We start from the raw sequence: 24,714 nt of genomic DNA, 5'->3' as shown, positions 1-24,714 counted from the left end.
CCTCGTTCCTGCGGCTGCGCCGGCCGCACTGGCGCACGCCCCGCCCGCTGGCCGCGGCGATGGGCTCGCCCGCGGCCTTCGCGCTGCTGGCCGTCTCGCTCGCCGCCGGCACGGCCAACTACGTCACCGGCGAGGCGGACCGGACCGCCACCGCCCGGGCCAACGCCACGGCGGCCGGGGTCGAGCGGCTGCTGTCGGAAGTCAAGGACGTGGAGACCGGCGAGCGCGGCTACGTGCTGGTCGGCAGCGAGGCCTACCTTGAGACCTACACCGCGTCCCTCGCCGGGATCGACGCGGAGCTGGCGGCCCTGGGATCCGCCGTGCAGGAGCCGACCCGGGCCGGCGCCCCGTCGCTGGCCGAATTGATCGCGCAGAAGCGCGCCTTCGCCGCCCGGGTCGTGGCCGCGCGGCGCGAGCGCGGCTTCGAGCCGGCGGTCGACCTCGTGCGCACCGGCGAGGGCAAGGCCCTGATGGACGCGATCCGGGCCGAGGCGGTCCGCGTCCAGGCCGCCACCGCGCAGCACCTGGAGGCGCTCGGCGCGCGCGAGGCGTGGCGCAGCCTCGGCCTGTCGCTGCTGTCGGGCGCCTGCGCGCTGGCGGCGATCGTCCTGCTCGCCCGCCTCGCCCTGGTGCGGCGGCAGGAGGGCCTGCGGATGTCGCGGCTGCTGGACGGGGTGCTCGCCAACGCGCCGGTCGGCCTCGGCTTCCTCGACCGGTCGCTGACGATCCGCCACATGAACCGGGCGCTCGCCACGATGAGCGAGCGCGGCTTCGGTGCCGATGTCGGCGCGCCGATCTGGGCGATGCTGCCGACGCTGCGCGCGACGCTGGGCCCGAAGCTCGCCGCGGCGCTCGATTCCGGCCTCGTCACCCCGGACGTGCCGGTGGCGGTGCCGACCCCGTCGGCGCCCGGCGGCGTGCGCCACTTCTCGATGAGCTTCTACCCGCTGCGCGGCGGCGACGTCCCGGGTGAGGGGACCGAGGCGGTGGAGGGCGTCGGCCTCGTGGTGCTCGACGAGACCCTGCGCCACCTCGCCGAGGACCGGACCCGGCGCAGCGAGGAGCGGTTCCGCTCCCTCGTGGAGGCGAGCGCGGCGATCGTCTGGACCGCCACGCCCGACGGCGGCCTGCACGCCCGGCAGAGCGCCTGGACGCGCTTCACCGGCCAGGACGACAAGGCCTATGCCGGCCTCGGCTTCCTCGACGCGGTCCACCCGGAGGACCGGGCCCGGACCCGCTCCGACTGGGTGCGGGCGCTCGCCACCCGCGAGCCCTACGTCACCGAGCACCGCCTGCGCGAGCGGACCGGGGCCTACCGCCACATGGCGGTGCGCGCCGTGCCGATCACCGGGGCCGACGGCACCTTGCGCGAGTGGGTCGGCACCCACACCGACATCACCGAGCGCAAGGAGGCGGAAGCGGCGATCCAGGCGGCGCGCGAGGCCGCCGAGGCCGCCAACGCCGCCAAGAGCCAGTTCCTGGCCAACATGAGCCACGAGCTGCGCACCCCGCTCTCGGCGGTGATCGGCTATTCCGAGATGGTGCAGGAGGAGCTGGAGGATCTGGGCGAGGCGGCGCTGATCGCCGACATGAAGAAGATCGAGGCCAACGCCCGCCACCTGCTCGGCCTGATCAACGACGTGCTCGACATCTCGAAGATCGAGGCCGACCGGGTCGAGATCTTCGCCGAGGATTTCGACGTGGCCGAGGTGGTGCGCGAGGTGGCGGCCACCGTCGAGGGGCTGGTCGCGCAGAAGGGCAACGCCCTGCGCCTGGCGCTCGCCGCCGATCTCGGCGGCGCCCACACCGACGTGACCAAGCTGCGGCAGTGCCTGATCAACCTGCTCAGCAACGCCGCCAAGTTCACCGAGGACGGCCGCATCACCCTGACGGCCCGGCGCGACGGCGACACGCTCCGCTTCACGGTGGCGGATACCGGCATCGGCATGAGCCCGGAGCAGATCGGTCGGCTGTTCGAGCGCTTCACCCAGGCCGACGCCTCGACCACCCGGCGCTTCGGCGGCACCGGGCTGGGCCTGTCGATCACCCGCGCCTTCGCCGAGATGCTCGGCGGCGCGGTCGCCGTGGAGAGCCGCGAGGCGCTGGGGACGACCTTCACCCTGACCCTGCCGGCGCGGTTCCAGGGCCCCGAGGCGGAGGGGCCGGGTGATACCGGCGACGCGTCGGCGGCGTCGCGGGCGATCTCCTGAGGCGCGCGCCCTGTGACACGCCCCCGCGGCCCGTCACAGCCCGAGCGCGTTGCCGTCGGAGCGCGGGTCGTGCACGGCCTCGATCCGCCCGTCGCGGGGGCGGCGCACCAGCATGCCGGCGTGGCCGAGGGTGTCGCTGTAGGGCACGCCCACGGGCTCGATCGCGTGGCCGAGGCGGTCCAGCGCGTCGAGGCAGGCGGGATCGAAGCGGTCCTCGACCTTCACGCTGAGCGAGGGCGCCCCCCAGGTGCGGCCGTAGAGCAGGCGCGGCGCGTCGACGGCGTCCGCGACCGACATCCCGTAATCGGCGTAGCGGCAGAAGATCTGGGCCTGGAACTGCGGCTGGCCGTCGCCGCCCATCGAGCCGTAGGCCATCACCCGGCCGTCGTCGAAGGCGGCGAGCGCCGGGATCAGCGTGTGGAACGGGCGGCGGCCGGGCTGCAGCGGATTGACCGAGGCCGGATCGAGGGAGAACGAGACGCCGCGGTTGAGCCACGCGATCCCGGTCCGCGGCAGCACCACGCCGGAGCCGTACTCCCAGTACACAGACTGGATGTAGGAGACCGCGAGCCCGTCGCGGTCGATCGCCCCCATCCACACGGTGTCGCCGGTGTGGGAGACGATCGGGATCGTGGCGGCGCGGCCGGCATCGATCCGCGCCGTCTCGGCGGCCAGCCGCTCGGGGGTGAGGAAGGCCGCGGGGTCGTGGCGCAGGCGGTCAAAGTCGGTCACCACCCGGTCGCGGATCGCGAAGGCGCGCTTCGTCGCCTCGATCAGCCCGTGATAGTGCGCCGGGGTCTCGGGCCGCGCCACGTTCAGCCGGTCGAACATCCCGAGGATCAGCAGCGCCGCGAGCCCCTGGGTCGGGGGCGGGAAGTTGTAGAGCGTCGCGTCCCGCCGCCGCAGGGACAGCGGTGCCCGCTCGGCCGGCCGGTAGGCGTCGAGGTCGGCCCGCGTGACGGGGGCACCGAGGCGCTCCAAGTCGGCGGCGATCTCGTGGCCGACATCGCCGCGGTAGAAGTCGGCGAGGCCGGCATGGGCGAGCTGTTCGAGGGTGGCCGCGAGCGCGGGCAACCGGCGGATCTCGCCCGCCGCGTAGGGCGCGCCGTCCTTCAGGAAGGTCGCGGCGAAATTCGGCTGCGCGTGCAGTGGGTCGCCGGGCTGCGGGCGATAGCGCGTCTCGCTCGCCGAGACCGGCACGCCGTCGCGCGCCTGCGCGATCGCGACGCCGAGCAGCGCGTCGAGGGGCAGGCGCCCGCCGAGCGCCCGCGACAGGGCCAGCGCCAGCTCCCAGCCGCCGACCGCGCCGGCCACCGTCACCATCGCCTCGGGGCCGCGGGCGGGGATCGCGTCGTAGCCCGTCTCCCGGTAGCGGGCGATGGTGGCGAGCCGCCCGGCCGGCCCGCAGGCCTCGATGCCGCGCACCCGCCCGCCGCGCTCGCGCACCAGCCAGAAGCCGTCGCCACCGACGCTGTTCATGTGCGGGTAGACCACGGCGATCGAGGCGGCCATCGCGACCATCGCCTCGATGGCGTTGCCACCCTGCGCCAGCACCGTCTGCCCGGCCTGGGCCGCGAGGTGATGGGGCGCGGCCACCGCGCTGTCGGTGAAGACGGGGGTCTCGGGCATGGGGACGGTCTCGCAAGCCGCGTGCTCGGGGCGGCTTAGCAACGGTCTCAACCTCGGAGAAGTCTTCCTCCGCAAACTCTGTCACGAAGGATCCAATCCCCGCAGCCGGATCCTGTGGGCTTCATCCGGCAGTGAGAGGACGGATGGTTCGGAAGGGCCGCCTCGATGCTCCATCGACAATCCGTCATCGGCCCGCCATTGACGGCCGAAGTTCGCGCTGGCAGGCTTGGCAGCCTTGTCCTTTCCAACAGCCGATAGCGTCGACGAGTGGTTAGAGTTAGCGGACCTGTACCGCGCGCTCGCCCGCCAAGCCCTCGCAGACGATACGACCGCGAGCGCGGCTTGGAGCCAAGCCGGCTTTTCGCTCGAATGCACGCTGAAGGCGGCGATCATGCGCCGGGAGCGATTGAACGCTTGGCCATCGCGGGCGAGCCGTAGAGAACTTTACACCCACAAGATCGCGGATTTGGCGCGCGTTCTGGGAATGACGATCGATGAGATGCATCCCATCGCACCAGCATGGGCTGTTGTTCTTCAATGGTGGCGGGACGATATGTACAGCCTGAGGATGACTCGGGCCGTTGCGATTTCGTTGTTTGACGCTGTGTTCTCAGATGAAGATGGAGCGGCGCCATGGATACGCCAGAACTTTCTTTAGACCAACTTGAAGCAGGTCGCGCGTACTATGAGGCGCTTGGAAAGCTAGGCCTCAATCCGGAGGGCCTTCTCTGGGCATACGATTATGAAGACCGCGCGTTCCGCCTATGGTTGATCTGGTCAGGCATAGACCAGTATGGTCCACTTGCCATATCGAAACTTTTGTTCAAAGCATATCGTGCAGCGGCCCTGCCAAGAAAAATCAGTCCTTTTTCCGTACACATCGTAAACAACTCGCACGTTTTGGCAATTTCAATCGAGAACATAAGCAAGGCACCTCCTGCTGAGAGATACAATTATTATCGCATAACAAGACCTGGACAGGAGAAAGAGCCCATTTTGTTCTTTAGGAAAGACTGGATCTATCATTTGCAACCCGGCAGATTCGAAAACAAGAAAATTAAAAGGGATTGGACTTCATTTAATAAGAACATCGATACTATTGCCGCTTGACCGTCCACGTTGTCATCTCTGACGCGCCATCCGATCAGGTAGAGGGCAATTTGTCGAGAGGATGTGTCTAAATAAGTAGTTTTGTCACATGTTCGTAATATGATTGAAAACGATTTTTATATCGATACGCTTGATCAGAACCGCATTTGCAATCCCGTTGCGCGGATCGACGTGCCAGGCTCGCACGGGGCATGGCACGTCGCCGGGGGCATGACGGCAATCACTGCCGCGCAATCCGAAATCACGCCGCGTGCGCGAGGATCGGCCGGGCCCGCCCGCGCAGCGCGATCTCCCGGCGGCCCGTGAATGGCCGGCCCGGCGGCTCGCCGCCGGCCGCGGCGAGGCAGGCGTCCGAGACGAGGATGCCGGCGCCGACCTCCCGGGTCGCGTGCTCCAGGCGGCTCGCGACGTTGACCACGTCGCCGACCACCGTGAACTCCACCCGCCGCTCCGCCCCGAGGTCGCCCACCACCACCGGACCGCAATGCAGCCCGACGGACAGGCGCAGCGGCGCCTCCCCGGCACGGGCCCGCGCCGCGTTCCAGCGGGCGGCCTCGTCCTGGAGGGCGAAGGCGCAGGCCAGCGCCCGGGCGGCGGCGTCGGGCTCGTCGCCGAGCGCCCCGAACGTCGCCATGAAGCCGTCGCCGAGATACTTGTCGAGGGTGCCGCCGTGGCGGAACACCGCTCCGCAGCCCCGCTGGTGGACATCGCGCAGCAGGGCGAAGGTCCGTTCCGGCGGCAGGGTCTCGGCGAGCGCCGTGAAGCCGACGATGTCGGCGAACAGCACCGCGACGGTCCGGGTCGCCGGCGGCCCGAAGCCGTCATGCGCCGCGCCGTGGTTGACCTTGGCGGCGAGCGCGTCGGCCACGTCCGGCGAGACGTAGCGGGCGAGGTCGGCGCGGACCACCTCCGCCCGGCACTGGGCCAGCAGCGTCTGGCGGCCGCGCCACACGGCGAGCGCGACGATCACCGCGAACAGCGCGGTGGCGATCACCTGCGTGGTCCACGGCGTCAGCCCGACGAAGGTCGGGTTGAGGAACATCCGCATCATCGACCCGTCGCCCGACCGCGCGGCCGCGTCGGAGAAGCGCAGCGTGTCGGGCAGCATGTAGATCGTGTGGACGCCGAGCGACCACACCGCGGCGATCACGGCGCCGGTCCACAGCACCATCAGCGGCGAGTAGGTCAGCGCCGATTCGGCGAGCAGCAGCACGATGTAGAGGAATTCCTGCCCGCGCAGCCGCATCTGAACCGGCCAGTCGGCGCTGAGGCCGAAGGGCGGCGGCATGAGGATCGCGGCGGTCATCAGGGCGACGTCGAGGACGACGAAGGCGAGCTTGATCGGCCCGGCGAGCCGGTGCCGCCGCAGGCGGTAGGGGAGGTAGCCGAGCAGGAAGAAGCCCGCGGCGATCGCGAGGTAGTAGAGGTTGCGCGGCCACGCGACCGAGACGAGCAGCCACGCCGAGACCACGGCGATGGCGAAGACCCGCGCCCGGAAGGCGAAGCCCAGCCCGTCGAGTTCGGCCCGGCGCACGCCGTCGCGGGTGCGGCCGGCGGCGATGGCGGCCTGCGGCCGCAGCCAGCCCAGCACGTGTCCGGCGATGCGCCGGGTGAGGCCGTCGGCGACCCGCCGGCCGACCTCCGCATGGGTTTGCGCCACCGCCCGATACCTCCGCGCGTTTCGACGCAGGCACCCTACAACCTGCCCGCGTTGCCGGCACGGGTCCGTGCGCCCGCGCACGCCGCCCTATGTCGGCACGATGTTGATCTTCGAGTGGGTGGTGGGCGTCCTGTTCGGCGCCGTGCTGTTGTCGGCGCTCGCGCGCCGCGTGGGCGCGCCGTACCCGGCCCTCCTGGCGCTGGGCGGCATCGGCCTCGCCTTCGTGCCGGGCGTCCCGGACCTGCGGCTCGACCCGCAATTCGCCCTGGCCCTGTTCCTGGCCCCGGTGCTGCTCGACGCGGGCTACGACGCCTCGGTGCGCGACATGCGGGCGAACTGGCGCCCGGTGCTCGGCCTCGCGGTGGGCGCGGTGGCGGCGACGACGCTGGCGGTGGCGACGGTGGCGCGCCTCGTGGTGCCGGACATGCCGCTCGCCGCCTGCGTCGCGCTCGGCGCGGTGGTCGCGCCCCCCGACGCGGTGGCGGCGCTCGCCGTGCTGCGGCACGCACCGATGCCGCACCGGCTCGCCACGATCCTGCGCGCCGAGAGCCTGCTCAACGACGCCGCCTCGCTGCTGATCTACCGGCTCGCCGTCGGCGCGGCGATGGCCGGCGGCTTCTCGGCGAGCGAGGTGGCGCCGACGTTCCTCCTCGGGGTGGTGGCGAGCCTCGCGGCCGGTCCCGCCCTCGGCCTGCTCTCGGTGGCGCTGATGCGGCGGGTGCGGGATCCGGCGAGCGCGATCGTGCTCCAGTTCGTCGCCGCCTTCGGCCTGTGGCTCGCCGCCGAGCGGCTGGAGATGTCGGGGGTGCTGGTGGTCGTGACCTACGCGATGACGGTGGCGCGGCACGCGCCCGGGGTGACGCCGCCGCGGGCGCGGGTGATCTCCTACGCGGTCTGGGACACGACGGTGTTCGTGCTCAATGTGCTGGCCTTCGTGCTGATCGGCATCCAGATCGACCCGATCCTCGGGCGCCTGTCGGGGGCGGACCAGTGGCAGGCGGTGCTGCTCGCCGCCGCGACCTACGCCACCGTGACCCTCGTGCGCTTCGCCTGGGTCCTGCCGACCACCGCCACGCACAACTTCGGCCTGAGCGAGGCCGGGATCCGCGCGCGCCTCGGGGCGGGGACCGCGGTCGGCTGGGCCGGGATGCGCGGCATCGTCACCGTCGCCGCGGCCCTCGCCCTGCCCGGGGAGTTCCCGCACCGCGACCTCGTGGTGTTCACCGCCTTCTGCGTGGTGCTCGGCACGCTGGTGGTGCAGGGCCTGACGCTCAGCCCGCTCCTGAACCGGCTCAGGCTGCCGGACGACGATCCCGTCGGCCGCGAGGCGGGCCGCGCCCGCGCCGCCGCCTATCAGGCCGCCCTCGACAGCCTCGCGGCGGGCGCGGACGAGCCGCAGGCCGACGCGCTGCGGGCCGAGTTCCGCGCCGCGCTCGCGGAGGCGGAAGCCCACGACGAGGGCAGGGCCCCGGAGACGCTCCCCACCGACGCCGCCCGCCGGCGCGCCATCGCCGCCGCCCGCGACGCGGTGCTGGACCTGCGGCGGCGGGGGCGGATCGGCGACGACGCCTACTACCTGCTGGAGGAGGAATTCGACTGGGCGGAACTCAACGCCACGCCCAGGGGCGAAACCTGACCGCGCGCCCGTACCGGGTGTCGAGAGGGCGAGCCCTCTCGCGGGGTGCGGGGGCGGAGCCCCGCGCTCTTCAGGGCTCCACCCTGAAAACCCGCCAAAGGGCTCGCCCTTTGGAAACCCCGACTTCGCGGCCGCCTCAGACGCCCTTGCCGGCCGCGACGCGCGCCTCGATCGCGTCCCAGACCGTCACCGCGAGGTCCGGGCCGCCGAGCCGGCGGATCGCCCGGATGCCGGTGGGGGAGGTGACGTTGATCTCGGTCAGGTGCCCGTCGATCACGTCGATGCCGACCAGGATCAGGCCGCGGCGCGCGAGTTCCGGGCCGATCGTCGCGCAGATCTCGCGCTCGCGCTCGGTCAGCTCGGAGGCCGAGGCGGCGCCGCCGCGGACCATGTTCGAGCGGATGTCGCCGGCCGCCGGCACCCGGTTGACCGCGCCCATCGCCGCGCCGTCGACGAGGATGATGCGCTTGTCGCCCTCCGTGACGCGTTCGAGGTAGCGCTGCACCACCCAGGGCTCCCGGAAGGTCGCGGCGAACAGGTCGAACATCGAGCCGAAATTCGGGTCCTTCTCCGAGACCCGGAACACCGCCGCGCCGCCGTGGCCGTGCAGGGGCTTCATCGCCACCGTGCCGTGCTCCAGGCGAAACGCCTCGATCTCCGCCTTGTCGCGGCTGATCAGGGTCGGCGGCATCAACTCGGGGAAGTCGAGGACGAACAGCTTCTCCGGGGCGTTGCGCACCTCGAAGGGGTCGTTGACCACCAGCGTCTTCGGGTGGATCCGCTCCAGCATGTGCGTGGCGGTGATGTAGGCCATGTCGAACGGCGGGTCCTGGCGCATCAGCACCACGTCGGCCCCGGCGAGGTCGATCCGCTCGGGCCCCGACAGGGTGAAGTGCGACCCCTCGACATCCTGCACCGTCAGCGCCTCGACGCGCGCCGTCACCCGCCGCCCCTGGAGGGAGAGCCGATCGGGGGTGTAGTAGAGCAGGCTGTGGCCCCGCCGCTGGGCCTCCAGCAGCAGGGCGAAGGTCGTGTCGCCCGCGATCCGGATGTTCTGGATCGGGTCCATCTGCACGGCGACGGTCAGGCTCATCGGGGCCGCTCCGTCCGGGGCTCGCGGGGGGACATCCTCACTCGTTCGGAAGCGACTTGCTGCCGGTGCGCCGGTCGTAGTCGCCGATCGCGGCGCGGCACTTGGGCGACAGCTTGCTGCGGTTGCGCATCATGCAGCGGTCGGCGTCGGGGCTGCTCGGATCGACGCCGATGCACAAGCGGAAGTAGTCGTCGGCGCAGCCCAATTGCAGCCCCTGATCCTCACGCTGGGCCGAGGCCGGGCCGGCGGTGAGAGCCAGGGCCACGCCCGCCGCGGCGAGGGTGCGGCGGCGCAGGAGTGGTTGCGGAACCAGTCGCATTCAGCGGTGTCCTCGGCTGTCGGGTCGCGGGCGATGCCCTCCGGGCTCAGGCTCCGCATATCGGGCCGCCCAGCCGCTAGGCAAGCGCAACCGCGCCACAGCAGTTCCGCACCGCGAGCCGGTCTGACCGGCGGTGCACACGCGGGTCCTCGGCACGGCCGCGCCCGGAACCGGCGGAGCCCCCGCACGGAAAAAGGCCCCGCCCGTCATCGGGCAGGGCCAAGTCAAGGGAGGAAACGCCCGCCATGGGCGAGACGGCCTTGCAAGCGCCGGGCCAGACGCGGCGCGGTCCGCGGCGGCGCCGGTAAGGGTCAGTTAACCACGCCGTGCTGATTCTCGCCTCACCGCCCTTGCCGACGCCCTCCGCAGGGCCCGGGCGCGAGCGCCCGGACAGCCGACAGGAGCCCGACCGTGAACCGCATGCCGCAACCCGACACCCGCCCCGCGCGGGACGCCACCGAGCCGAGGCGGGACGCCCAGCGGGAGCGACCCCGCGGCGTCCTCGTGCCGTTCCCCGCCCCCGGCGCGCGCCGCCCCCGCCGCGCACCGCGCGCCGGGGAGGCCCGCGGCGAGATCCTGCTGTTCCTGGGCGTGCGCTACGAGCGCCGCGCCTCCTGACGCGCTCCGGCCAACCCTCCGCCGGCCGAGGCCCATGCCAGCCCAGCCCCGCCCGGGCCCTATCGGCCCAAGCCCTCTCGGCTCAAGCCCTGTCGGTCCCAGTCCCTTCCGCACCGCCCTGCGGACCCTGCCGGCCGGGCTCGCCCTGATCTGGCTCGCGGCCTGCGCGCAGGAAGGCGATTTCGGCCGCCCGAAGGCGAGCGCCTGGAACGCCCTGATCGACGCGACCGGCACCCTGGCCGCCCGCGAGCGCGGCGGTCCGGCCTCGGCCTCGCCGTTCACCGACGACGAGGAGACCCTGCGCAACCGCGCGTGGCGCTTCCTGATGCCGGCCTTCACGTGGGTCGCGTTCACCGACGTGCTCGCCAACCTCACCCGCGCGCGGGTGCTGCCGCCGTCCTGGCGCCCCGACGCGATCCCCGCCTACCACGCCGACTTGATGGGCGAGCCGTTCCGGTCGACGGTGTCCCGCTACCGGCGGCTCGCGGACGACGCGGTGGCCGACGCGCGGCTGATCCCCCTCTTCGTCGCCCTGGCCTCGCGCGTCCTCGAAGCGGACGCCCGGCGCCTCCAGAGCCTGCCCTACGCCCGGACCCTCGACGACTGGGACATCCGCCAGGCGGCGATGCGGGTCGCCGAGAACCGGTGCCTCATCGCCTGGGTCCGGCTGGAGGCCGGCCTGCGCCTGGAGCGCTACCGTTACGCCCTGGAGCACCTGTTCGCCGAGGCGCCGGGGAACGACGCGGTCATGGCCGAGCGCGCGGTGGCGATGCTGACCGCCCGCCGCGCGCTGCTCGACCCGCTGCTGCCGGAGGACGCCGCGGCCCGCTGCGGCCTCGTTCCCGGGCCGCCGCCGGTGGCCGCCGCGAGCGCGCCGCTCGTCGTGAAGTATTGACGCGGCTGGAGCCGTTCCCGACCGCATTGCGCGAGAGTAGACGGCAGTCCGGGGTGCAGCCCCGCGGATCCCATCATACGGCTTCCGGCCGAAGGGTTCGGGATCGACCCTCTCCGTCTTTGCGAGCGGAGCGAAGCAACCCAGCGGCGCCACCTTCGGAGAACGCGCGCTGCCCTGGGTCGCATCGCCTGCGGCTCGCGATGACGGCGCAGGCCAGGATCACCGAACGTTTCACCCGGAAACGTTGTCAGACCCCCTCATCCTGAGGCGCCCCTTGCCGTGGCAAGGGGCCTCGAAGGAGCCCTCCAGAGGGCGCCGCGATCCCTGGAGCCCTCCTTCGAGGCCCGCTCTCGCGGGCACCTCAGGATGAGGAACAGGGTCGGATGCGTCAACTTGCACGCACCGTCGTGGACCGTGCGCGTCGCGATCGTCCGCAGCTCTAAGCTCTTGTTTCGACGCTCTCTCTTTCGCCGGACCGGCATCCAGTTCGGCGGCGAGCGCTCTAAGCAGGTTCGCGTTGGCGTGCCCACGGTACACGACAGATTGGAGTTTACGTCGGCCGATCCAACCAACCCCCCTCATCCTGAGGTGCCCATCGCCTCGGCAAGGGGCCTCGAAGGAGCCCTCCAGCCAGCCGCGCGATCCCTGGTGGTCTCCTTCGAGGCCTGCTCGCGCGGGCACCTCAGGATGAGGTCGAGGGTCGGAAACGCCCCTCGGCTCGCCGCGTCGTGTACCGTGGGGCGTGCCGACGCGAACCTGCTTAGCGCTTGGCGCCCTTGGCGGGGGGCTCGTCGGCGGGGCTGTCGGTGGTGCAGGACACGGCCTGGACGGCGGCGTTGGCGGCCGGCCGCTGGCTCGGGAGGCCGGCGAGCACCCGCACCACCACGAAGCCGCGGCCCTCGGGGGCGACGATGCGCACGTCGCGGCTGGGCTCGTTCTCGTCGTCCTCGGCCAGCGCCTCGTCGTACTGGGCGCGGGTGAGGATCACGAGGTCGAGGGCGCCGCGCACGGCCGCCTGATCGGTCACGGCGTAGAAGGCGCCGCGCCGGCCGTGGGCGGCGAGCGACAGCGCCAGCGGGCCGGTGCGGGCCGAGACCCGCATCGGGCCGTCGGCGAGGTCGTAGGCGCAGACGCCGACCGCGACCGCCGGATCCGGGATCGGCAGCCACGCCTCCGGCGGGGAGGGGTCGTCGCCGGTCGCGACCGTGTAGACCGTCTGCGGATGCTCCAGGGACTCGCTGGCGCGCGCCCGCGAGGCCGCGTCCGCGTCGGAGAGCACGGGGATCGCGAGCACCGCGGCGATGTGCACGATGCCGGCGACGACCAGCCCGACCAGGGTGGCGTAGGCGAAGCGCAGCCTCACGACGCGCACCCGATCGGGGTGATGGACGGCACCGCGGCCCGGTCGAGCGCGCCGACGCTCGCCGCGGCCGGCGTGTCGTAGAGGCGGATCGCGAGGCGCAGCGGCCCGCTCGCCCGCGGGCTCGGCAGCCAGTTGCCGGTCTGGACCTCGGGCGAGAGCAGGACCGCGAAGCGCCCGTCGGGCTCGCGCAGGATCTCCGTGGAGGTGAAGCCCTCGCGCACGATCGGGCGGTCCGGATCCCGGGCGCCGCGCCCGGCCACCGTCAGGGTCCAGGCCCGGGCCGAGGGCATCGCGCCGCCGATCCGGTAGGTGCAGGCGGCGTCGAGCGTCCGGCCGGCATCGTCGGCCGCGGCGGTGAGCAGCAGGCCCTCGCCGACCGCCAGCGGCACCTCGCCCCGGCGGGCGTTGACGGCCCGGGTGTAGGGATCGGCGTTGGCCGCGCCGGCCCGCGGCCACGCGGTCCAGGCGCCGATCTGGACGCCGCCGAACGGGTAGCCGCCGCTGGTCGCCCAGTCGGCGGAGGCGAGGCCGAGGACGGCACCCAGACCGAGCGCGTAGAGCGCGAGGCCGGCGACCGAACTCTTGCGCCCGAGCCGCGCGGCGAACCGGGCCGTCCGGCCGCCGAGGTGCGCGGCGCGGGCGGCGGCCGAGGGCCCCGTTTCGTCGCCGCCCGCGCCGCGCGCGGCCGGCCCGGGGATGGCGAGCCTCATGGTCGATCACTCATGCCGATACCGGTTGGCCGACCGCTCACGGAACGCTCATCCGGCCGCCGACGGCGCGGGCGCCCTCGGCGACCTCGCGCGCGGCCGCGGCCGCCGAGGCGCGGTCGCCCGGACGCCCGGCAGGCTTGACGGCGGCCCCGTCCGCGGGCGGCCGCTCGATCGTCCGGAACAGACCGTTGAGGCCGCCGATCACCTCGAAGGAGCGCCGCGACAGCTTGCCGTAGGCGCTGGCGTTCGGGTCGGTCGGCGCCGTGGTGCCGCCGGCGGCCTGCTGCGCGGCGGCGCGCGGACCCTCCTTCAGGCCGGGCAGGCCCTTGATCTCGATGCCGCGGTGGGCCGGCTCCATCACGTCGTGCCAGGTCTGGGCGGGCAGCGAGCCGCCGGTCAGCTTGTTGGTGGAGGTGTGGTCGTCGTTGCCGTACCAGACGGCGGCGACGTAGTTGCCGGTATAGGCCACGAACCACGCGTCGCGGTAGGCGTTCGTGGTGCCGGACTTGCCGGCGACCTTGATGCCTTCGAGCTGCGCCCGCTTGCCGGTGCCCTCCTCGACCACCTTGTTGAGCATGAAGTTCATGTCCGCCACGACCTGCGGCGAGAGCACCCGCTCCGGCGCCTCGTCGGCGTGGCGGTAGATCACCTCGCCCGCCGAGTTCTTCACCTCCATCGCCGCGTAGGGCTTGGCCCGGAAGCCGCCGTTGGCGAACACCGCGTAGGCCGCCGCCTGGTCGATCACCGTCACCTCGTCCGAGCCGATCGGCATCGAGACGGTGTCGATCAGGTTCGAGGTGATGCCCATCTTGTGGGCCATCTCGGTGATCTTCGCCCGGCCCGCCTTGGCGGCCCTGGCCTCGTGGGAGATGCCCATCGCCTTGCCGAGCGCGATCGAGATCTTGATCGGGATGGTGTTGACCGACTTGGCCACCGCGAGCCACATCGGCTGGCGGCCCGAGTAGGACCGGCCGTAATTCTGCGGGCACCAGTTGCCGATGCAGACCGGGGAATCCACCACCGCCGTGTCCGGCTTGTACTGGCCCGAGGCGAGGGCCGCGGCGTAGACGTAGGGCTTGAACGACGAGCCCGGCTGGCGCAGGGCGTCGGTGGCGCGGTTGAACTGGCTCTCGCCGTAATCCGCCCCGCCGACCATGGCGCGCAGCGCCCCGTCGGGATCGAGGATCACCATCGCCGCCTCGTCGACGTCGTAGGCGTCGCCGGATTTGCGCAGGATGTCGGCGACCGTGTCGTCGGCCCGCTTCTGGATGGCCAGATCCAGCGGCGTCTTCACCGTCAGGACGCGGTCGCCCCGGAAGCGGCCGGCATCGGCCATCCCCTTGATCTCGCCGAACGCCCAGTCGAGGTAGTAGTCGGCGGTGATGTCGCGGGTGCGGGTGACGGGGGTCGCCGGATTGCGCAGGGCGGTCTGGATCTGCCCCTCGGTGACGAAGCCCGCCTCGACCATGTTGTGCAGCACGTCCGCCGCGCGGGCGCGGGCAGCCGGCAGGTTGACGTGGGGCGCGTACTTCGTCGGCGCCTTGAACAGGCCCGCGAGCATCGCCGCCTCCGCGAGGCTGATGTCCTTGAGCGGCTTGCCGAAATAGTAGTCGGCCGCCGCCACCGCCCCGAAGGTGCCGCCGCCCATGTAGGCGCGGTCGAGGTAGAGCTTCAGGATCTCGTTCTTGGTCAGGTGGCTCTCGAGCCACAGCGCGAGGAAGGCCTCGTTGACCTTGCGTTCGAGCGAGCGCTCGTTGGTGAGGAACAGGTTCTTGGCGAGCTGCTGGGTGATCGACGAGCCGCCCTGGGTGTTGCCGCCGCCGCGCGAGTTGTTGACCAGCGCGCGGGCGGTGCCGATCGGGTCGATGCCCCAGTGCTCGTAGAAGCGCCGGTCCTCCGTGGAGATCAGCGCCTTGATCATGATGTCGGGAAACTGGTCGAGGCTCAGGGAGTCGTCGTGCTTGATGCCGCGGCGCCCGACCTCGGTGCCGTAGCGGTCGAGGAAGGTGACGGCGAGATCCTGCTGCTTGAGCCAGTTGTCGCTGGTGAGGTTGAAGGCCGGCTGGGCCAGCGCCAGCATCAGCACGGCGCCGCCGGTGCCGAGGGTGACGCCCTCGCTCGCCACGTCGAGCGCGGCGCGCTTCCAGCCGCGCACCGCGAAGCGGCTCATGAAGCGCTGGAAGCGCTCGTAGACCTCGCCGGTCGACCGGCCGCCGTCGTAGAGGCCGGAATTCACCCACGCGTCGAAGGCGAGCGCGGCGCGCTCGATGCGGGTTCGGATCGCGGAGAGGCTGGGGAGGCGCACGGTCGTCGGATCCGGTCTTCGGGCGCCCTCGCGGCGGGGACGGGATGGGCCGCGGCTCCCCGCGTCTCATAGCAGGCCCGGGCGCGGACGGCGAGGCGCCGGCCCCGTGGACGGGCGCCCGGACGACGCGCCGCGGCCGGGTCGGGGCCTAAAAACCCGGCGTTATCCTTGACGCGGCGATTGCGGCGGCGGCGCGGCGCACGCGATGCCCCGGACGCCCTCGCCTTAGACGCCCTCACCCCGGGCGCCCTTGCCCCGGGCGCCCCCCTCGGGCACAGGGACGGACGATCCCACGCGCGCAAGCCCTCCCATGCCCAAACCTCCGGCCGGACGCCGCGGGGCGGCCGAGCCGTTCTGGCGGACCAAGACCCTCGACGCGATGTCGCCCGAGGAATGGGAGAGCCTGTGCGACGGCTGCGGCCGCTGCTGCCTGATCAAGCTGGAGGACGAGGAGACGGGCGAGGTGCACCACACCGACATCGGCTGCACCCTGCTCGACGGGATGGGCTGCCGCTGCCGGGACTACGCCCGCCGGCAGACCCGCGTGCCGGACTGCGTCCGCCTGACCCCCGAGGCGGTGCGGACGATCCCCTGGCTGCCGCCGACCTGCGCCTACCGCCTGCTGCGCGACGGCGAGGCGCTCTACCCCTGGCACCCGCTGGTCTCGGGGCGGGCGTCGAGCGTGCACGAGGCCGGCATCTCGGTGCGCGGGCGGCTGTCCGGCAACGAGGAGGAATTTCTGGAGGAGGAGTATCCCGACCGGATCGTCGACTGGCCGGGGCTGCAGCCGGAGGACGACGATTAGGGCGGTCCGCGCAAGCAGCGGTGTCGGTGGGGGCGAGAGCGCGGCACGGCTCCCATCCGGAGCCAGAGCCCCCGCATCGACCGGGATGGTCGGCGCCGGGAGCCGTCGCTACGCCTGAGCCGCGTCGGCAGACTGGCGCGGCTGCGGCGCCGATGTCGTCAGACCTCGACCTGATCCCACGCCGCATAGGCCGCGATGAGGGCGGGGAACTCGGTCGGATCCGGAAATCGCGCGAAGCGATGCGGGGCTGTGAAGTCCACGAACGGGAGCTTGTCGGACGTGCAGGTCTCCATGAAGGGCGGGAAGGCCGCGGCATCTTCGAACAGGGGCGAGCGAACCACGACGATGTCGTCGACTTCGCGCGGCCGGCTGAAGACCCAACTGGCGCAACGCGGGCAGCCTTGATGGCCGGCACCGTGATCGGCACCGATCGCTCGGGTCTCGCCCGCCTCGACCACGACAGCGTTCGCGGCGTAGATCGCCCCGAGCGAGTAAGGTCCTCCGGTCATGCGGCGGCAACCCGTGCAATGGCAGGCCGAGGTCACGAGCGGCCGGCCGCTCGCGCGCAGGCGAACGTGGCCGCAGCGGCAGGTGGCCATGTGGTGATCAGGTCCCGAGGTCACGGACATATCTCGTCTGTCTCCTGAATCGTCCGCCGCGGCGATGGCGCGTTGCGTTGCACGGGAGCCGGATGGGGGTCCCGGTTCGCGTTGCGAGGCCTCTCTCGACGACGGCCTGACCCACCTGAACCTGTCCTGACCGGACCGATCGGCAGTTCGTGACGGGTCGTGCCCAGCCCCCGCGCCGCCGCGCGGATCGCGGATCGCGCGTGCGCCGTCCCGGCCGAGGCGCCCGCGTGCTCGGGCCGCCGCCGGCCGCGCTACCCGGGACGCCCCGCGAGCACGCGGCCGCCGGCCAGGGCGTTGAGCCCGATCACCCCGGCGACGACGCCGGCATGGACGACGAGGTCGCTCACCGTGGTATCGTGCGGGTGGAAGGGCACCAGCAGGGCCGCGGCGGCGGCGGCCGCCGCGAGGCCGGCCAGCGCCGCGGTCAGGTTCGGCCGCAGCGGGCAGGCCCGGCGCAGCATCAGCACGAGGATCGCCGAGAGCGGCGCCGACACGCCCACGAGGAACCCGAAGCAGCCCCGCATCTCCCCCGCATCGGCGAGCGGCGCCCCGGGCACCAGCCAGTCGCGCAGGCAGCCCAGGCCGCTCGCGCCGATCCACAGGGCGGCGGCCGGCAGCGGCAGCAGCGCCCAGGCGGCCGAGCGGCCCGGCACGCTGGTGGCGAAGGCCGCGTAGGCGGCGCTCACCGCGGTCAGGACGGCGCCCAGCGCCGCCAGCGCCATGTCCGGCACCGCCATCCGCACGGCGAGGCCCGCCGCGCTGTAGCGCGTGGCGAGCGCCAGCCCGAGGAGCACGGCGGCGGCGAGCCACAGGGCGGCGCGCGAGCCCGGCGCGGGCAGCGGCCGCACCGGATCGAGATGGCTGGCGAGATCCTCTACGAGCCCGTCGTGACGGCCGAGATCGCTCATCGATCCTCTCCCCGCGTCAGGCTGGCGCGCAGGGCCTTGAGCGCCCGGTGCAGGTTGACCTTGAGCGCGCCCTTGCTGCGGCCGGTGAGCCGGGCGGTCTCGTCGAGGGAGAGTTCCCGCAGGCCGAGATGCTCCACGGCCTGCCGCTGCCCTTCCGGGAGGGCGGCGACCGCGCGCGCGAGCGCCGCGCCGCGCTCGCGCGCATCGAGGCCGGCGCCGGGGAGGGGGCCGGGATCGACCTCCCCCTCGTAGGCGAGCGGGTCGTGCACCTCCCGCGGGCGGCGGCCGTCGCGGCGCAGGCGGTCGATCGCCCGGCGGCGGGCGATGGCGCGCAGCCACGGCAGGAACGGCCGCGCCGGGTCGTAGGTCGCCCGCGCCCGGTGCACGGTCATCAGCGTGTCCTGCACCGCGTCGTCCACCGCCTCGCCGCGCAGGCCCTGCGCCCGGGCCGCGGCCGCCGCCACCGGCAGGCACGCCTTCAGCAGCGCCCGGTAGGCGGCCGCGTCGCCCCCCTGCGCCGCCGCCATCAGGGCCGCCAGTTCCCCTTCGAGCGCCATCCCGGCCCCGTCGATCCGTCTCCCCACGGTTGCAACCTGTAGCGCGGCACGCGTCCCGGCCACCAGGGAGCGCGTCTCCGCGGCGCCGAGGGCCAGGGTGAGGGTCATGCGGATGCGTCTCCGGGGATGCCGCGCGGTGCGGTGCCTGGCGGCTCTTCGCCGGCCCCGGTCCGCCGGTTACGGGGCGCCGGTTACGGGGCGCCGAGTTCGAAGCGCGCGACGTCGTGCAGCAGCGCGACGAAGGCCTGCGCCCCGTGGTCCAGCAGGGCGTGCCCCGCCCCCGCCGTGCCGAGCCGCGCGTCGCCCATCGCGCCGGAGGGGTGGAGGTCCCCGGCCTTCCACGCGAAGGCCGCCGGGCGCCCGGCGCGCAGGTGGGTGAAGTCGCGGGCCATCGCGCGGCTGCGGGAAGGGAAGTCGGCGATCCGGTCCGTCCGCACGAGGTCGGGCCGCAGGGCGAGCATCAGCGCCGTCTCGATCCCGCCCGCGTGGATGCCGTGGGCGACCTCGTCCGCCGGGAACAGCCCGTCCGGGATGCCGAGGCGGCTCCACGAGGTCGTCACCGCCACGAGGCCGTGGCGTCCCCGCAGTTCCCCCGCCACGAGGTCGATGAGGGCGCTGTTGCCGCCGTGGCTCGTCACGATCACCAGCCGCCCGCAGCCCGCCCGGGCCACCCCGGCGCCGATCTCGGTCCAGGCGGCGAGCGCCGTGACGGCGGTGAGCGTCAGCGTCCCGGGGAAGGCGTCGTGCTCGTCCGACTTGCCGACCGCCTGGACCGGCAGCAGCAGCACGTCGAGATCGGCGGGCACGAGGCCCCGCACCCGGTCGAGATAGCCCTCGGCGATCAGCGTGTCGGTGCCGAGCGGCAGGTGCGGGCCGTGCTGCTCGATCGCGGCCACCGGCAGCACCGCGACCGAGCGCGCCGCGGCGCCCCCGGACAGGTCCGCCGCGGTCAGTTCGGACCACAGCCGCGCGACCATTCTCTTGCCCACATGGCTTCGGGGACGACGGGCGTGATGTAGGCCCGCCGCACCCCGGCGTCGATGGTCCGGACGCCGTCGCGAGCCGACGCCGGCTCCGGACGGCGATCAGGCGAACAGCGCGTCGATGTCGTCCTGGGACGGGGTCTCGGTCACCGCCTGCGGCCCGTTGAGGAGCAGGTCCTGCGCCCGGTCGCGGCGGGCCTGCTCGGCCGGGTCGATGTCGGCCGCGTCCCGGGCCTTGACCGCGCCGACGAACCGGCCGAGCCGCCCCTCGAACAGTTGCAGCGCCTCCACCACCTTGGCGATGCGCTGGCCGGTGATGTCCTGGAAGGCGCAGGCCTCGAAGATGGTGTTGATCCGCGCCTCCACGCCGGCGCGGTAACCCGGGCCGTCGGGCAGGCCGAGCATCGCCTCGGCGGCCTCCATGATCGTGTTGGTGGCCCCCGCGGTGGCGGCGACGACGCTGCCCAGCTCCTCGTGCGCCATGGGGATGCGGGCGCGGCTCATCTCGTTCGGGCGCAGCGCCGCGATCGCCTCGCGCATGTGGGTGATGTAGTCGGCGATCTCGATGAGTTCCGCCACGAGCGCCGTGGGGACGGGCTCGCGAAACCGCGGGGCGGCCTGGCGTCTGACGGCTGTGGGCACGATCTCCTCCTGGATCAGGATCTTCGCCTTGCGCCGCGGGCGGCCCGCGGGCGGGGCACGCATCCGAAGCGGGAGCCATGCCGGCCTGCACCGAACCGGCGGCCTTCGTCGCGAACGGTCGACCGGTTCTCGGACCGGCCGTCCGGGGTCGGGTCACGTCCCCCCTCGTGTCGGTCCGGCGCGCGCGCCCGCGCCGAACCCCGAACCCCGAACCCTGTCGGTGCGCCTCAACTGCCGCAGACGGCCTCGATCTTCGCCTTCAGCGTGGCGGCGTTGAACGGCTTGACGATGTAGTTGTTCACCCCGGCCTTCTTGGCGGCGATGACGTTCTCGGTCTTCGACTCGGCGGTGACCATGATGAACGGCGTGGTGCGCAGGGTCTCGTCGGCCCGCACGTGCCGCAGCAGCTCGTAGCCGGTCATCGGCTCCATGTTCCAGTCCGAGATCACGAGGCCGTACTTGCGGGCCTTGAGGCGGGCGAGCGCGGCGGTGCCGTCGGAGGCGTCGTCCACCTCCTCGAAGCCGAGCTGCTTGAGGAGGTTGCGTATGATGCGGACCATCGTCTGGTAGTCGTCCACGACGAGGATCGGCATGCTCAGCTCGAGACCCATGACCCCATTGCTCCGGTAATTCCGCTGGACTCCAGGGTCCGGGCGGCTGCTCAATTCTGCTCAGCGCTCCCCGCCACGCCGGGCCGCACGCCGCAAACCTATCGGGCGCCGCTTGCGAACCGGTTAATCGGCCCGGACCCCGTCCGCGGCGTCGATCCGCCCGCCTTGACCCTCCCGGCCGGTTTCGGCAGGGTCCCGGCGCGTCGGACCCCGTCCCGGGCGCTCCGGGCCGGCCGCAGCGCGCCGGCCGGCATCGACCGACATCCCGACCCACCGAGCACCTCCACCGATGGCCCCAGGCGACGAGACGGCCGCGCGGCCCTTCCAGATCTGCGGCATGGACGAGCCGGTGCCCGCGTCCCTCGCCGGGGCCGTGGCGGCGATCGGCAATTTCGACGGCGTCCATCGCGGCCACCGGGTCCTGGTCGAGGCGGTGCGCGCGCAGGCGGCGGAGGCGGGCCGTCCGGCCGCGGTGCTGACCTTCGAGCCGCATCCGCGCAGCTTCTTCGCGCCCGCGGCGCCGATGTTCCGGCTCACCGGCCCGGCCGAGAAGGAGACCGTGTTCGCGCGGCTCGGCCTCGACGGGCTGATCGTGCGCCGGTTCGACGCCGCGCTCGCGGCGACCGGCGCCCGCGGCTTCGTGCTCGACCTCCTCCGGGAAGGCCTCGGGCTGTCCGGTGCCGTCATCGGCCACGACTTCCATTTCGGGCGCGGGCGCGAGGGCACGCCCGAGATCCTGGCCGAACTCTGCCGCGAGGCGGGCCTCACCTGCCGGATCGTGCCGCCGGTGGCGCTGGCGGGCGAGGCCGAGCCGGTCTCGTCCAGCGCCATCCGGGCCGCGCTGTCGGCCGGCGACGTGGCGCGGGCGAACGCGCTGCTGGGCTACCGCTGGTTCGTGCGCGCCCCGGTGCGCCACGGCGACAAGCGCGGCCGGGTGCTCGGCTTCCCGACGGCCAACCTGCGGCTCGCCGATTGCGGGCTGGCCCACGGCATCTACGCGGTGCGCGCGCGCCTCGCCGACGGCACGCTGCGCGACGGTGGACTGCGCGACGGTGGACTGTGCGACGGCGTGGCGAGCTACGGCCGCCGCCCGACCTTCGACGACGGCGCGCCGCTCCTCGAAGTGAACCTGTTCGACTTCGCCGGCGACCTCTACGGGCAGGATCTGGCGGTGGAGTTCTCGGGCTTCATCCGCGGCGAGGCTCGCTTTTCCAGCGCCGAGGCCCTGGTGGAGCGCATGCACGTCGACGCCGCGCAGGCCCGGGCGATCCTGTCGGCCGACCGCACGCCGTCGATGCTTGCCGGCTGACACGCTCTCCGCCCGCCTGGAGCGGGGCGCGTATCGGCCGGGCCCGCGCGGCGATCGAGCGAGACCCGGATCCGCCATCTTGAAAGGTTCAGCGGATCCGGCATGACGGGCTGCAAGCGGGCGGCCGGACGGTGTAGAAGGCGCGCAGGGACGACGACGGAGGCGGATGTGCTGGGCCGATACGAGCGCGGGGGCGGCGAGGCGGTGGTGGCCTACGGCGACGGCACCATGCGCGTGGTGAAGCCAGGCACCTTCGTGCGCTGCGCGGTGACCGGCGAGCCGATCCCGCTCGACGCCCTGCGCTACTGGAGCGCGGCCCGCCAGGAGGCCTATGCCTCGCCGGAGGCGATCCTCAAGCGGCTGCGCGAGACCGGCCGGCCCTGAGCACCGGCAGGGGCGGGCCTCACGCGCCGAGCAGCGCCCCGACCCGCGCCGCCAGGTGATCCGCCAGCAGCGCGACCGTCCGGGCCGGGCGGCGCTCCGTCCCGACCAACGCGAGTTCCGTGGCGGGCGGGTCGGGCAATCCCGCGTCCGGCCCCAGCGCGCGATGCCCGGCCAGGACCGCGTCCCCCGGCAGCAGGCCGATCCCGATCCCGGACGCGACGCTGCCGGACCTCGCCGGTCTGCCGGACCTGTTCGCGCGGGCCGGCTGGCTCTAACCTCGGCGCCGACCCGCATTCCGACAGGGGATTCCCGCATGGCCCACGAACTGCGCCTCGTCGAGGACGGCGCCCCCGAAGCCCGCGCGCCGATCGACCCCGACGCGCTCCAGGCGGCCCGGGCCGACCTCGCCGCCTGCTTCCGCATGGCCGCGCGGCTCGGGCTGGAGGAGGGGATCTGCAACCACTTCTCCGCCCTGGTGCCGGGGCGCGACGACCTGTTCCTCGTCAACCCCTACGGGCTGGCGTTCCGCGAGATCACCGCCTCGCGGCTGCTGGTCTGCGACTTCCACGGGCGGGTGGTCGCGGGCGAGGGGCAGCCGGAGGCCACCGCCTTCTTCATCCACGCCCGCCTGCACGCCCGCCTGCCCCGGGCCCGGGCGGCGTTCCACACCCACATGCCCTACGCCACGGCGCTGAGCATGACCGAGGGCGAGCCGCTCGCCTTCGCCGGCCAGACCGCGCTGAAGTTCTACGGCCGCACGGCGGTGGACGACGCCTATAACGGCCTCGCCCTCGACGCCGCCGAGGGCGACCGCATCGCCGCCACCCTCGGCGACGCCGACGTGGTGTTCCTGCGCAACCACGGGGTGATCGTCACCGGCCCGACCGTCGCCGAGGCCTGGGACGACCTGTACTACCTGGAGCGCGCCGCCGAGGTGCAGGTGAAGGCGCTCTCCACCGGCCGCCGCCTGATCCCGGTCGACCCGGAGATCGCCCGCACGGCGGCCGCGCAGATGCGGGAGGGCGACCCGGAGAGCGCCCGCCTGCATCTGGCGAGCGTGAAGCGCGTGCTGGCCCGCCACGAGCCCGACTTCGCCGAGTGATTCTTTCGTCCGGGATCGGCCGCCGGCTGCGGGATCAGTTTCTGGCGCGCTGTCCCTCTCCCCTCTGCGGGAGAGCGACTGTCTGGGGTGTCAAGCGGGTTGGGGCAGAGCGGCACGGAGATCTCGGGCTTTTGCGTTGAGGCGCACGAGCAGCTTGTGGGCGAGGGCGACGCGGATGACCTTCTTGGGCTTGCCGGCTTGGCTCAACCGCTGATGGAAGGCTTGGAAGTCCGGTTCATGGCGGCGGACGATCTCGGCCACCACGAACAGGATGCCGCGCACGCTCGCGCGCCCGGCCCGGATCGGCCGCGGGCCGGTGCGGCGTCCGCTGTCGTTGGCCAGGGGGGCGAGGCCGGCGAGCTTGGCCGCCGCCTTGCCCGAGAGCGTGCCGATCTCGGGCATCTCGGCCATGAGCAGCGCCACCGTGCGGCCCGCCACGCCCTTGATCGTGCGGAACTCGGCCTCCAGCGCCGCCCAGAGCGGGTCGGCGGCGAGCGCTTCGGCGATCAGCGCCTCCAGGCGCCGGGTCTGCGCCGCGACCGCGGCCAGGATGGGCGCGAACGAGGCCAGGGCGTCCGGATCGGTGACGAGACGGGCTTGGTTGCTCTGGCTGACCTTGAGCGCGGTGAGCTGGCGCAGGCGGGTCACCAGGGCGGTCAGCCGGGCCTGCGCCGCCGAGGCGAGCGGGGTGGGCCGGACAGCCTTGACCTGCGCGTACCAAGCGATCAGCCCAGCATCGATCCGGTCGGTCTTCTCCAGCACGCCCATACCCTCGGCGAACCGGCGCACGGCGCGCGGGTTGAGCAGCGCGCAGGCGAGGCCCTCGCCCCAGAGCAGGCCGAACGCCAAGCGCTCGTAGCCGCCGGTGGCTTCCATGGCCACCACGTCGACCCGATGCGTCCGGCAGAAGGCGACGAGGTCGGCCAGACCCTCCGGCGTGTTGCGGCAGGTGTGTTCGGGCCCGTCCCGGCCCAGGCGGGCGACCAGGGTGTCGGCGCCGATGTCGACGCCACAGAGGATGCGTGTCACGGTGACCTGCCTTGTCCATGCGAGCGGCAATCGAGCGACTGTCCGGTCGTGCGTGACGAGGCGGCGTTCGGTCCCAAAGCTCTCCCACGGTTGTGGCCGGAGGGTGGGCGGGCGCCAAACGCCGCGCGCCGGGTGGGGTGGCCACCCCACCCGGCGCAGCCCCAATCTCAGCACATCACAGGGCCGCCTCCTAGATACAAGGGTGGC

The 24,714-nt window shown here is 73.1% G+C and carries 23 protein-coding genes and 1 pseudogene; 10 read left to right on the top strand and 14 right to left on the bottom strand.

From position 1 onward, the window contains the following. Window positions 1-59: 59 nt before the first annotated feature. A pseudogene (locus tag Q8W71_RS26775) lies at window positions 60-2,198 on the top strand (ATP-binding protein); the annotation flags it as partial. Between the two features lie 45 nt (window positions 2,199-2,243). Here Q8W71_RS26775 and Q8W71_RS26770 read toward each other — a convergent pair. Further along, window positions 2,244-3,839: a gamma-glutamyltransferase family protein gene (locus tag Q8W71_RS26770; RefSeq protein WP_305528458.1), complete on the bottom strand. Its 1,596-nt coding sequence runs from the start codon at window positions 3,837-3,839 to the stop codon at window positions 2,244-2,246. A 226-nt stretch (window positions 3,840-4,065) separates the two neighbouring features. Here Q8W71_RS26770 and Q8W71_RS26765 point away from each other — a divergent pair, with 226 nt between their 5' ends. Both Q8W71_RS26765 and Q8W71_RS26760 read left to right on the top strand, forming a co-directional pair. Then, a complete protein-coding gene (locus Q8W71_RS26765; RefSeq protein WP_305528457.1) occupies window positions 4,066-4,497 on the top strand; it encodes a hypothetical protein in 432 nt (143 codons plus the stop codon). Then, window positions 4,473-4,949: a hypothetical protein gene (locus Q8W71_RS26760; protein WP_305528456.1), complete on the top strand. Its 477-nt coding sequence runs from the start codon at window positions 4,473-4,475 to the stop codon at window positions 4,947-4,949. Before Q8W71_RS26765 ends, Q8W71_RS26760 begins: the two co-directional genes overlap by 25 nt. Window positions 4,950-5,190: 241 nt before the next feature. Here Q8W71_RS26760 and Q8W71_RS26755 read toward each other — a convergent pair whose 3' ends face one another. Further along, window positions 5,191-6,609 (bottom strand): adenylate/guanylate cyclase domain-containing protein, encoded by a 1,419-nt coding sequence (locus tag Q8W71_RS26755; RefSeq protein ID WP_305528455.1) that lies wholly within the window; start codon window positions 6,607-6,609, stop codon window positions 5,191-5,193. A 100-nt stretch (window positions 6,610-6,709) separates the two neighbouring features. Here Q8W71_RS26755 and Q8W71_RS26750 point away from each other — a divergent pair, with 100 nt between their 5' ends. After that, window positions 6,710-8,245, top strand: a complete 1,536-nt coding sequence (locus Q8W71_RS26750; protein ID WP_305528454.1) for a cation:proton antiporter — start codon at window positions 6,710-6,712, stop codon at window positions 8,243-8,245. A 136-nt stretch (window positions 8,246-8,381) separates the two neighbouring features. Here the strand turns inward: Q8W71_RS26750 and gshB are convergent, their stop codons facing one another. Further along, on the bottom strand, window positions 8,382-9,338 hold the full coding sequence (gene gshB, locus Q8W71_RS26745; RefSeq protein ID WP_305528453.1) for a glutathione synthase: 957 nt from the start codon (window positions 9,336-9,338) through the stop codon (window positions 8,382-8,384). Window positions 9,339-9,375: 37 nt separating this feature from the next. Then, the gene (locus tag Q8W71_RS26740) at window positions 9,376-9,657 is read right to left on the bottom strand and encodes a hypothetical protein (RefSeq protein ID WP_305528452.1); all 282 of its coding nucleotides are present in this window, start codon (window positions 9,655-9,657) and stop codon (window positions 9,376-9,378) included. A 420-nt stretch (window positions 9,658-10,077) separates the two neighbouring features. Here Q8W71_RS26740 and Q8W71_RS26735 point away from each other — a divergent pair, with 420 nt between their 5' ends. Together Q8W71_RS26735 and Q8W71_RS26730 are read left to right on the top strand one after the other, a co-directional pair. Then, window positions 10,078-10,275, top strand: coding sequence for a hypothetical protein (locus Q8W71_RS26735; protein WP_305528472.1), 198 nt, complete (start codon window positions 10,078-10,080; stop codon window positions 10,273-10,275). Between the two features lie 34 nt (window positions 10,276-10,309). Further along, window positions 10,310-11,170 (top strand): hypothetical protein, encoded by an 861-nt coding sequence (locus Q8W71_RS26730; RefSeq protein WP_305528451.1) that lies wholly within the window; start codon window positions 10,310-10,312, stop codon window positions 11,168-11,170. Between the two features lie 760 nt (window positions 11,171-11,930). Here the strand turns inward: Q8W71_RS26730 and Q8W71_RS26725 are convergent. Genes Q8W71_RS26725 through Q8W71_RS26715 form a run of 3 tightly spaced genes read right to left on the bottom strand, consistent with a single transcriptional unit; the run spans window position 11,931 to window position 15,548 of the window. Further along, complete coding sequence (locus Q8W71_RS26725) at window positions 11,931-12,542, bottom strand: DUF1254 domain-containing protein (protein ID WP_305528450.1); 612 nt, start codon at window positions 12,540-12,542, stop codon at window positions 11,931-11,933. Further along, entirely contained in the window at window positions 12,530-13,243 is a 714-nt protein-coding gene (locus Q8W71_RS26720) for a DUF1214 domain-containing protein (protein ID WP_305528449.1), read from the bottom strand. Before Q8W71_RS26720 ends, Q8W71_RS26725 begins: the two co-directional genes overlap by 13 nt. 37 nt (window positions 13,244-13,280) lie before the next feature. Beyond that, window positions 13,281-15,548: a transglycosylase domain-containing protein gene (locus tag Q8W71_RS26715; protein ID WP_305528448.1), complete on the bottom strand. Its 2,268-nt coding sequence runs from the start codon at window positions 15,546-15,548 to the stop codon at window positions 13,281-13,283. Window positions 15,549-15,858: 310 nt separating this feature from the next. Here Q8W71_RS26715 and Q8W71_RS26710 point away from each other — a divergent pair, with 310 nt between their 5' ends. Continuing rightward, entirely contained in the window at window positions 15,859-16,353 is a 495-nt protein-coding gene (locus tag Q8W71_RS26710) for a YcgN family cysteine cluster protein (RefSeq protein WP_305528447.1), read from the top strand. Between the two features lie 158 nt (window positions 16,354-16,511). Here Q8W71_RS26710 and Q8W71_RS26705 read toward each other — a convergent pair whose 3' ends face one another. The 6 genes from Q8W71_RS26705 to Q8W71_RS26680 all read right to left on the bottom strand — a co-directional run bounded on the left by Q8W71_RS26705 (window position 16,512) and on the right by Q8W71_RS26680 (window position 20,683). Then, complete coding sequence (locus Q8W71_RS26705; RefSeq protein ID WP_305528446.1) at window positions 16,512-16,952, bottom strand: GFA family protein; 441 nt, start codon at window positions 16,950-16,952, stop codon at window positions 16,512-16,514. Between the two features lie 281 nt (window positions 16,953-17,233). Next, complete coding sequence (locus Q8W71_RS26700; RefSeq protein WP_305528445.1) at window positions 17,234-17,890, bottom strand: NrsF family protein; 657 nt, start codon at window positions 17,888-17,890, stop codon at window positions 17,234-17,236. Continuing rightward, window positions 17,887-18,447 carry a sigma-70 family RNA polymerase sigma factor gene (locus Q8W71_RS26695; RefSeq protein ID WP_305528471.1) on the bottom strand — a complete coding sequence of 187 codons (561 nt, stop codon included), beginning with the start codon at window positions 18,445-18,447 and terminating at the stop codon, window positions 17,887-17,889. The genes Q8W71_RS26700 and Q8W71_RS26695 overlap by 4 nt, the downstream gene beginning before the upstream one ends. A gap of 191 nt (window positions 18,448-18,638) precedes the next feature. Next, window positions 18,639-19,424, bottom strand: a complete 786-nt coding sequence (locus Q8W71_RS26690; RefSeq protein ID WP_305528470.1) for a creatininase family protein — start codon at window positions 19,422-19,424, stop codon at window positions 18,639-18,641. A 108-nt stretch (window positions 19,425-19,532) separates the two neighbouring features. Next, complete coding sequence (locus tag Q8W71_RS26685; protein WP_305528444.1) at window positions 19,533-20,072, bottom strand: protein phosphatase CheZ; 540 nt, start codon at window positions 20,070-20,072, stop codon at window positions 19,533-19,535. A 227-nt stretch (window positions 20,073-20,299) separates the two neighbouring features. Next, window positions 20,300-20,683, bottom strand: coding sequence for a response regulator (locus Q8W71_RS26680; protein ID WP_305528443.1), 384 nt, complete (start codon window positions 20,681-20,683; stop codon window positions 20,300-20,302). Between the two features lie 289 nt (window positions 20,684-20,972). On the opposite strand from Q8W71_RS26680, the gene Q8W71_RS26675 reads away from it, so the two are divergent. From Q8W71_RS26675 to Q8W71_RS26665, 3 genes are all read left to right on the top strand, one after another. Then, window positions 20,973-21,992 (top strand): bifunctional riboflavin kinase/FAD synthetase, encoded by a 1,020-nt coding sequence (locus tag Q8W71_RS26675; protein WP_305528442.1) that lies wholly within the window; start codon window positions 20,973-20,975, stop codon window positions 21,990-21,992. A gap of 168 nt (window positions 21,993-22,160) precedes the next feature. Beyond that, the gene (locus tag Q8W71_RS26670) at window positions 22,161-22,376 is read left to right on the top strand and encodes a DUF2093 domain-containing protein (RefSeq protein ID WP_305528441.1); all 216 of its coding nucleotides are present in this window, start codon (window positions 22,161-22,163) and stop codon (window positions 22,374-22,376) included. A gap of 313 nt (window positions 22,377-22,689) precedes the next feature. After that, a complete protein-coding gene (locus Q8W71_RS26665; protein ID WP_305528440.1) occupies window positions 22,690-23,478 on the top strand; it encodes an aldolase in 789 nt (262 codons plus the stop codon). A gap of 90 nt (window positions 23,479-23,568) precedes the next feature. On the opposite strand, the gene Q8W71_RS26660 is transcribed toward Q8W71_RS26665, so the two are convergent. Further along, window positions 23,569-24,507, bottom strand: a complete 939-nt coding sequence (locus Q8W71_RS26660; RefSeq protein WP_305524427.1) for an IS110 family RNA-guided transposase — start codon at window positions 24,505-24,507, stop codon at window positions 23,569-23,571. Window positions 24,508-24,714: the final 207 nt, after the last annotated feature.

This window comes from Methylobacterium amylolyticum (assembly GCF_030700245.1).
GTDB lineage: Bacteria > Pseudomonadota > Alphaproteobacteria > Rhizobiales > Beijerinckiaceae > Methylobacterium.
Note: the sequence above shows the minus strand (reverse complement) of the source record. Positions and strands in the feature narration are given on the sequence as shown.

What these genes read in the sequence shown, in the direction of transcription:
- Q8W71_RS26770 (WP_305528458.1), bottom strand. Translation starts at nt 3,839, where the DNA reads ATGCCCGAGACCCCCGTCTTCACCGACAGCGCGGTGGCCGCGCCCCAT.
- Q8W71_RS26760 (WP_305528456.1), top strand. Translation starts at nt 4,473, where the DNA reads ATGGATACGCCAGAACTTTCTTTAGACCAACTTGAAGCAGGTCGCGCG.
- Q8W71_RS26750 (WP_305528454.1), top strand. Translation starts at nt 6,710, where the DNA reads ATGTTGATCTTCGAGTGGGTGGTGGGCGTCCTGTTCGGCGCCGTGCTG.
- gshB (WP_305528453.1), bottom strand. Translation starts at nt 9,338, where the DNA reads ATGAGCCTGACCGTCGCCGTGCAGATGGACCCGATCCAGAACATCCGG.
- Q8W71_RS26740 (WP_305528452.1), bottom strand. Translation starts at nt 9,657, where the DNA reads ATGCGACTGGTTCCGCAACCACTCCTGCGCCGCCGCACCCTCGCCGCG.
- Q8W71_RS26735 (WP_305528472.1), top strand. Translation starts at nt 10,078, where the DNA reads ATGCCGCAACCCGACACCCGCCCCGCGCGGGACGCCACCGAGCCGAGG.
- Q8W71_RS26730 (WP_305528451.1), top strand. Translation starts at nt 10,310, where the DNA reads ATGCCAGCCCAGCCCCGCCCGGGCCCTATCGGCCCAAGCCCTCTCGGC.
- Q8W71_RS26720 (WP_305528449.1), bottom strand. Translation starts at nt 13,243, where the DNA reads ATGAGGCTCGCCATCCCCGGGCCGGCCGCGCGCGGCGCGGGCGGCGAC.
- Q8W71_RS26710 (WP_305528447.1), top strand. Translation starts at nt 15,859, where the DNA reads ATGCCCAAACCTCCGGCCGGACGCCGCGGGGCGGCCGAGCCGTTCTGG.
- Q8W71_RS26705 (WP_305528446.1), bottom strand. Translation starts at nt 16,952, where the DNA reads ATGGCCACCTGCCGCTGCGGCCACGTTCGCCTGCGCGCGAGCGGCCGG.
- Q8W71_RS26700 (WP_305528445.1), bottom strand. Translation starts at nt 17,890, where the DNA reads ATGAGCGATCTCGGCCGTCACGACGGGCTCGTAGAGGATCTCGCCAGC.
- Q8W71_RS26695 (WP_305528471.1), bottom strand. Translation starts at nt 18,447, where the DNA reads ATGGCGCTCGAAGGGGAACTGGCGGCCCTGATGGCGGCGGCGCAGGGG.
- Q8W71_RS26690 (WP_305528470.1), bottom strand. Translation starts at nt 19,424, where the DNA reads ATGGTCGCGCGGCTGTGGTCCGAACTGACCGCGGCGGACCTGTCCGGG.
- Q8W71_RS26680 (WP_305528443.1), bottom strand. Translation starts at nt 20,683, where the DNA reads ATGGGTCTCGAGCTGAGCATGCCGATCCTCGTCGTGGACGACTACCAG.
- Q8W71_RS26675 (WP_305528442.1), top strand. Translation starts at nt 20,973, where the DNA reads ATGGCCCCAGGCGACGAGACGGCCGCGCGGCCCTTCCAGATCTGCGGC.
- Q8W71_RS26665 (WP_305528440.1), top strand. Translation starts at nt 22,690, where the DNA reads ATGGCCCACGAACTGCGCCTCGTCGAGGACGGCGCCCCCGAAGCCCGC.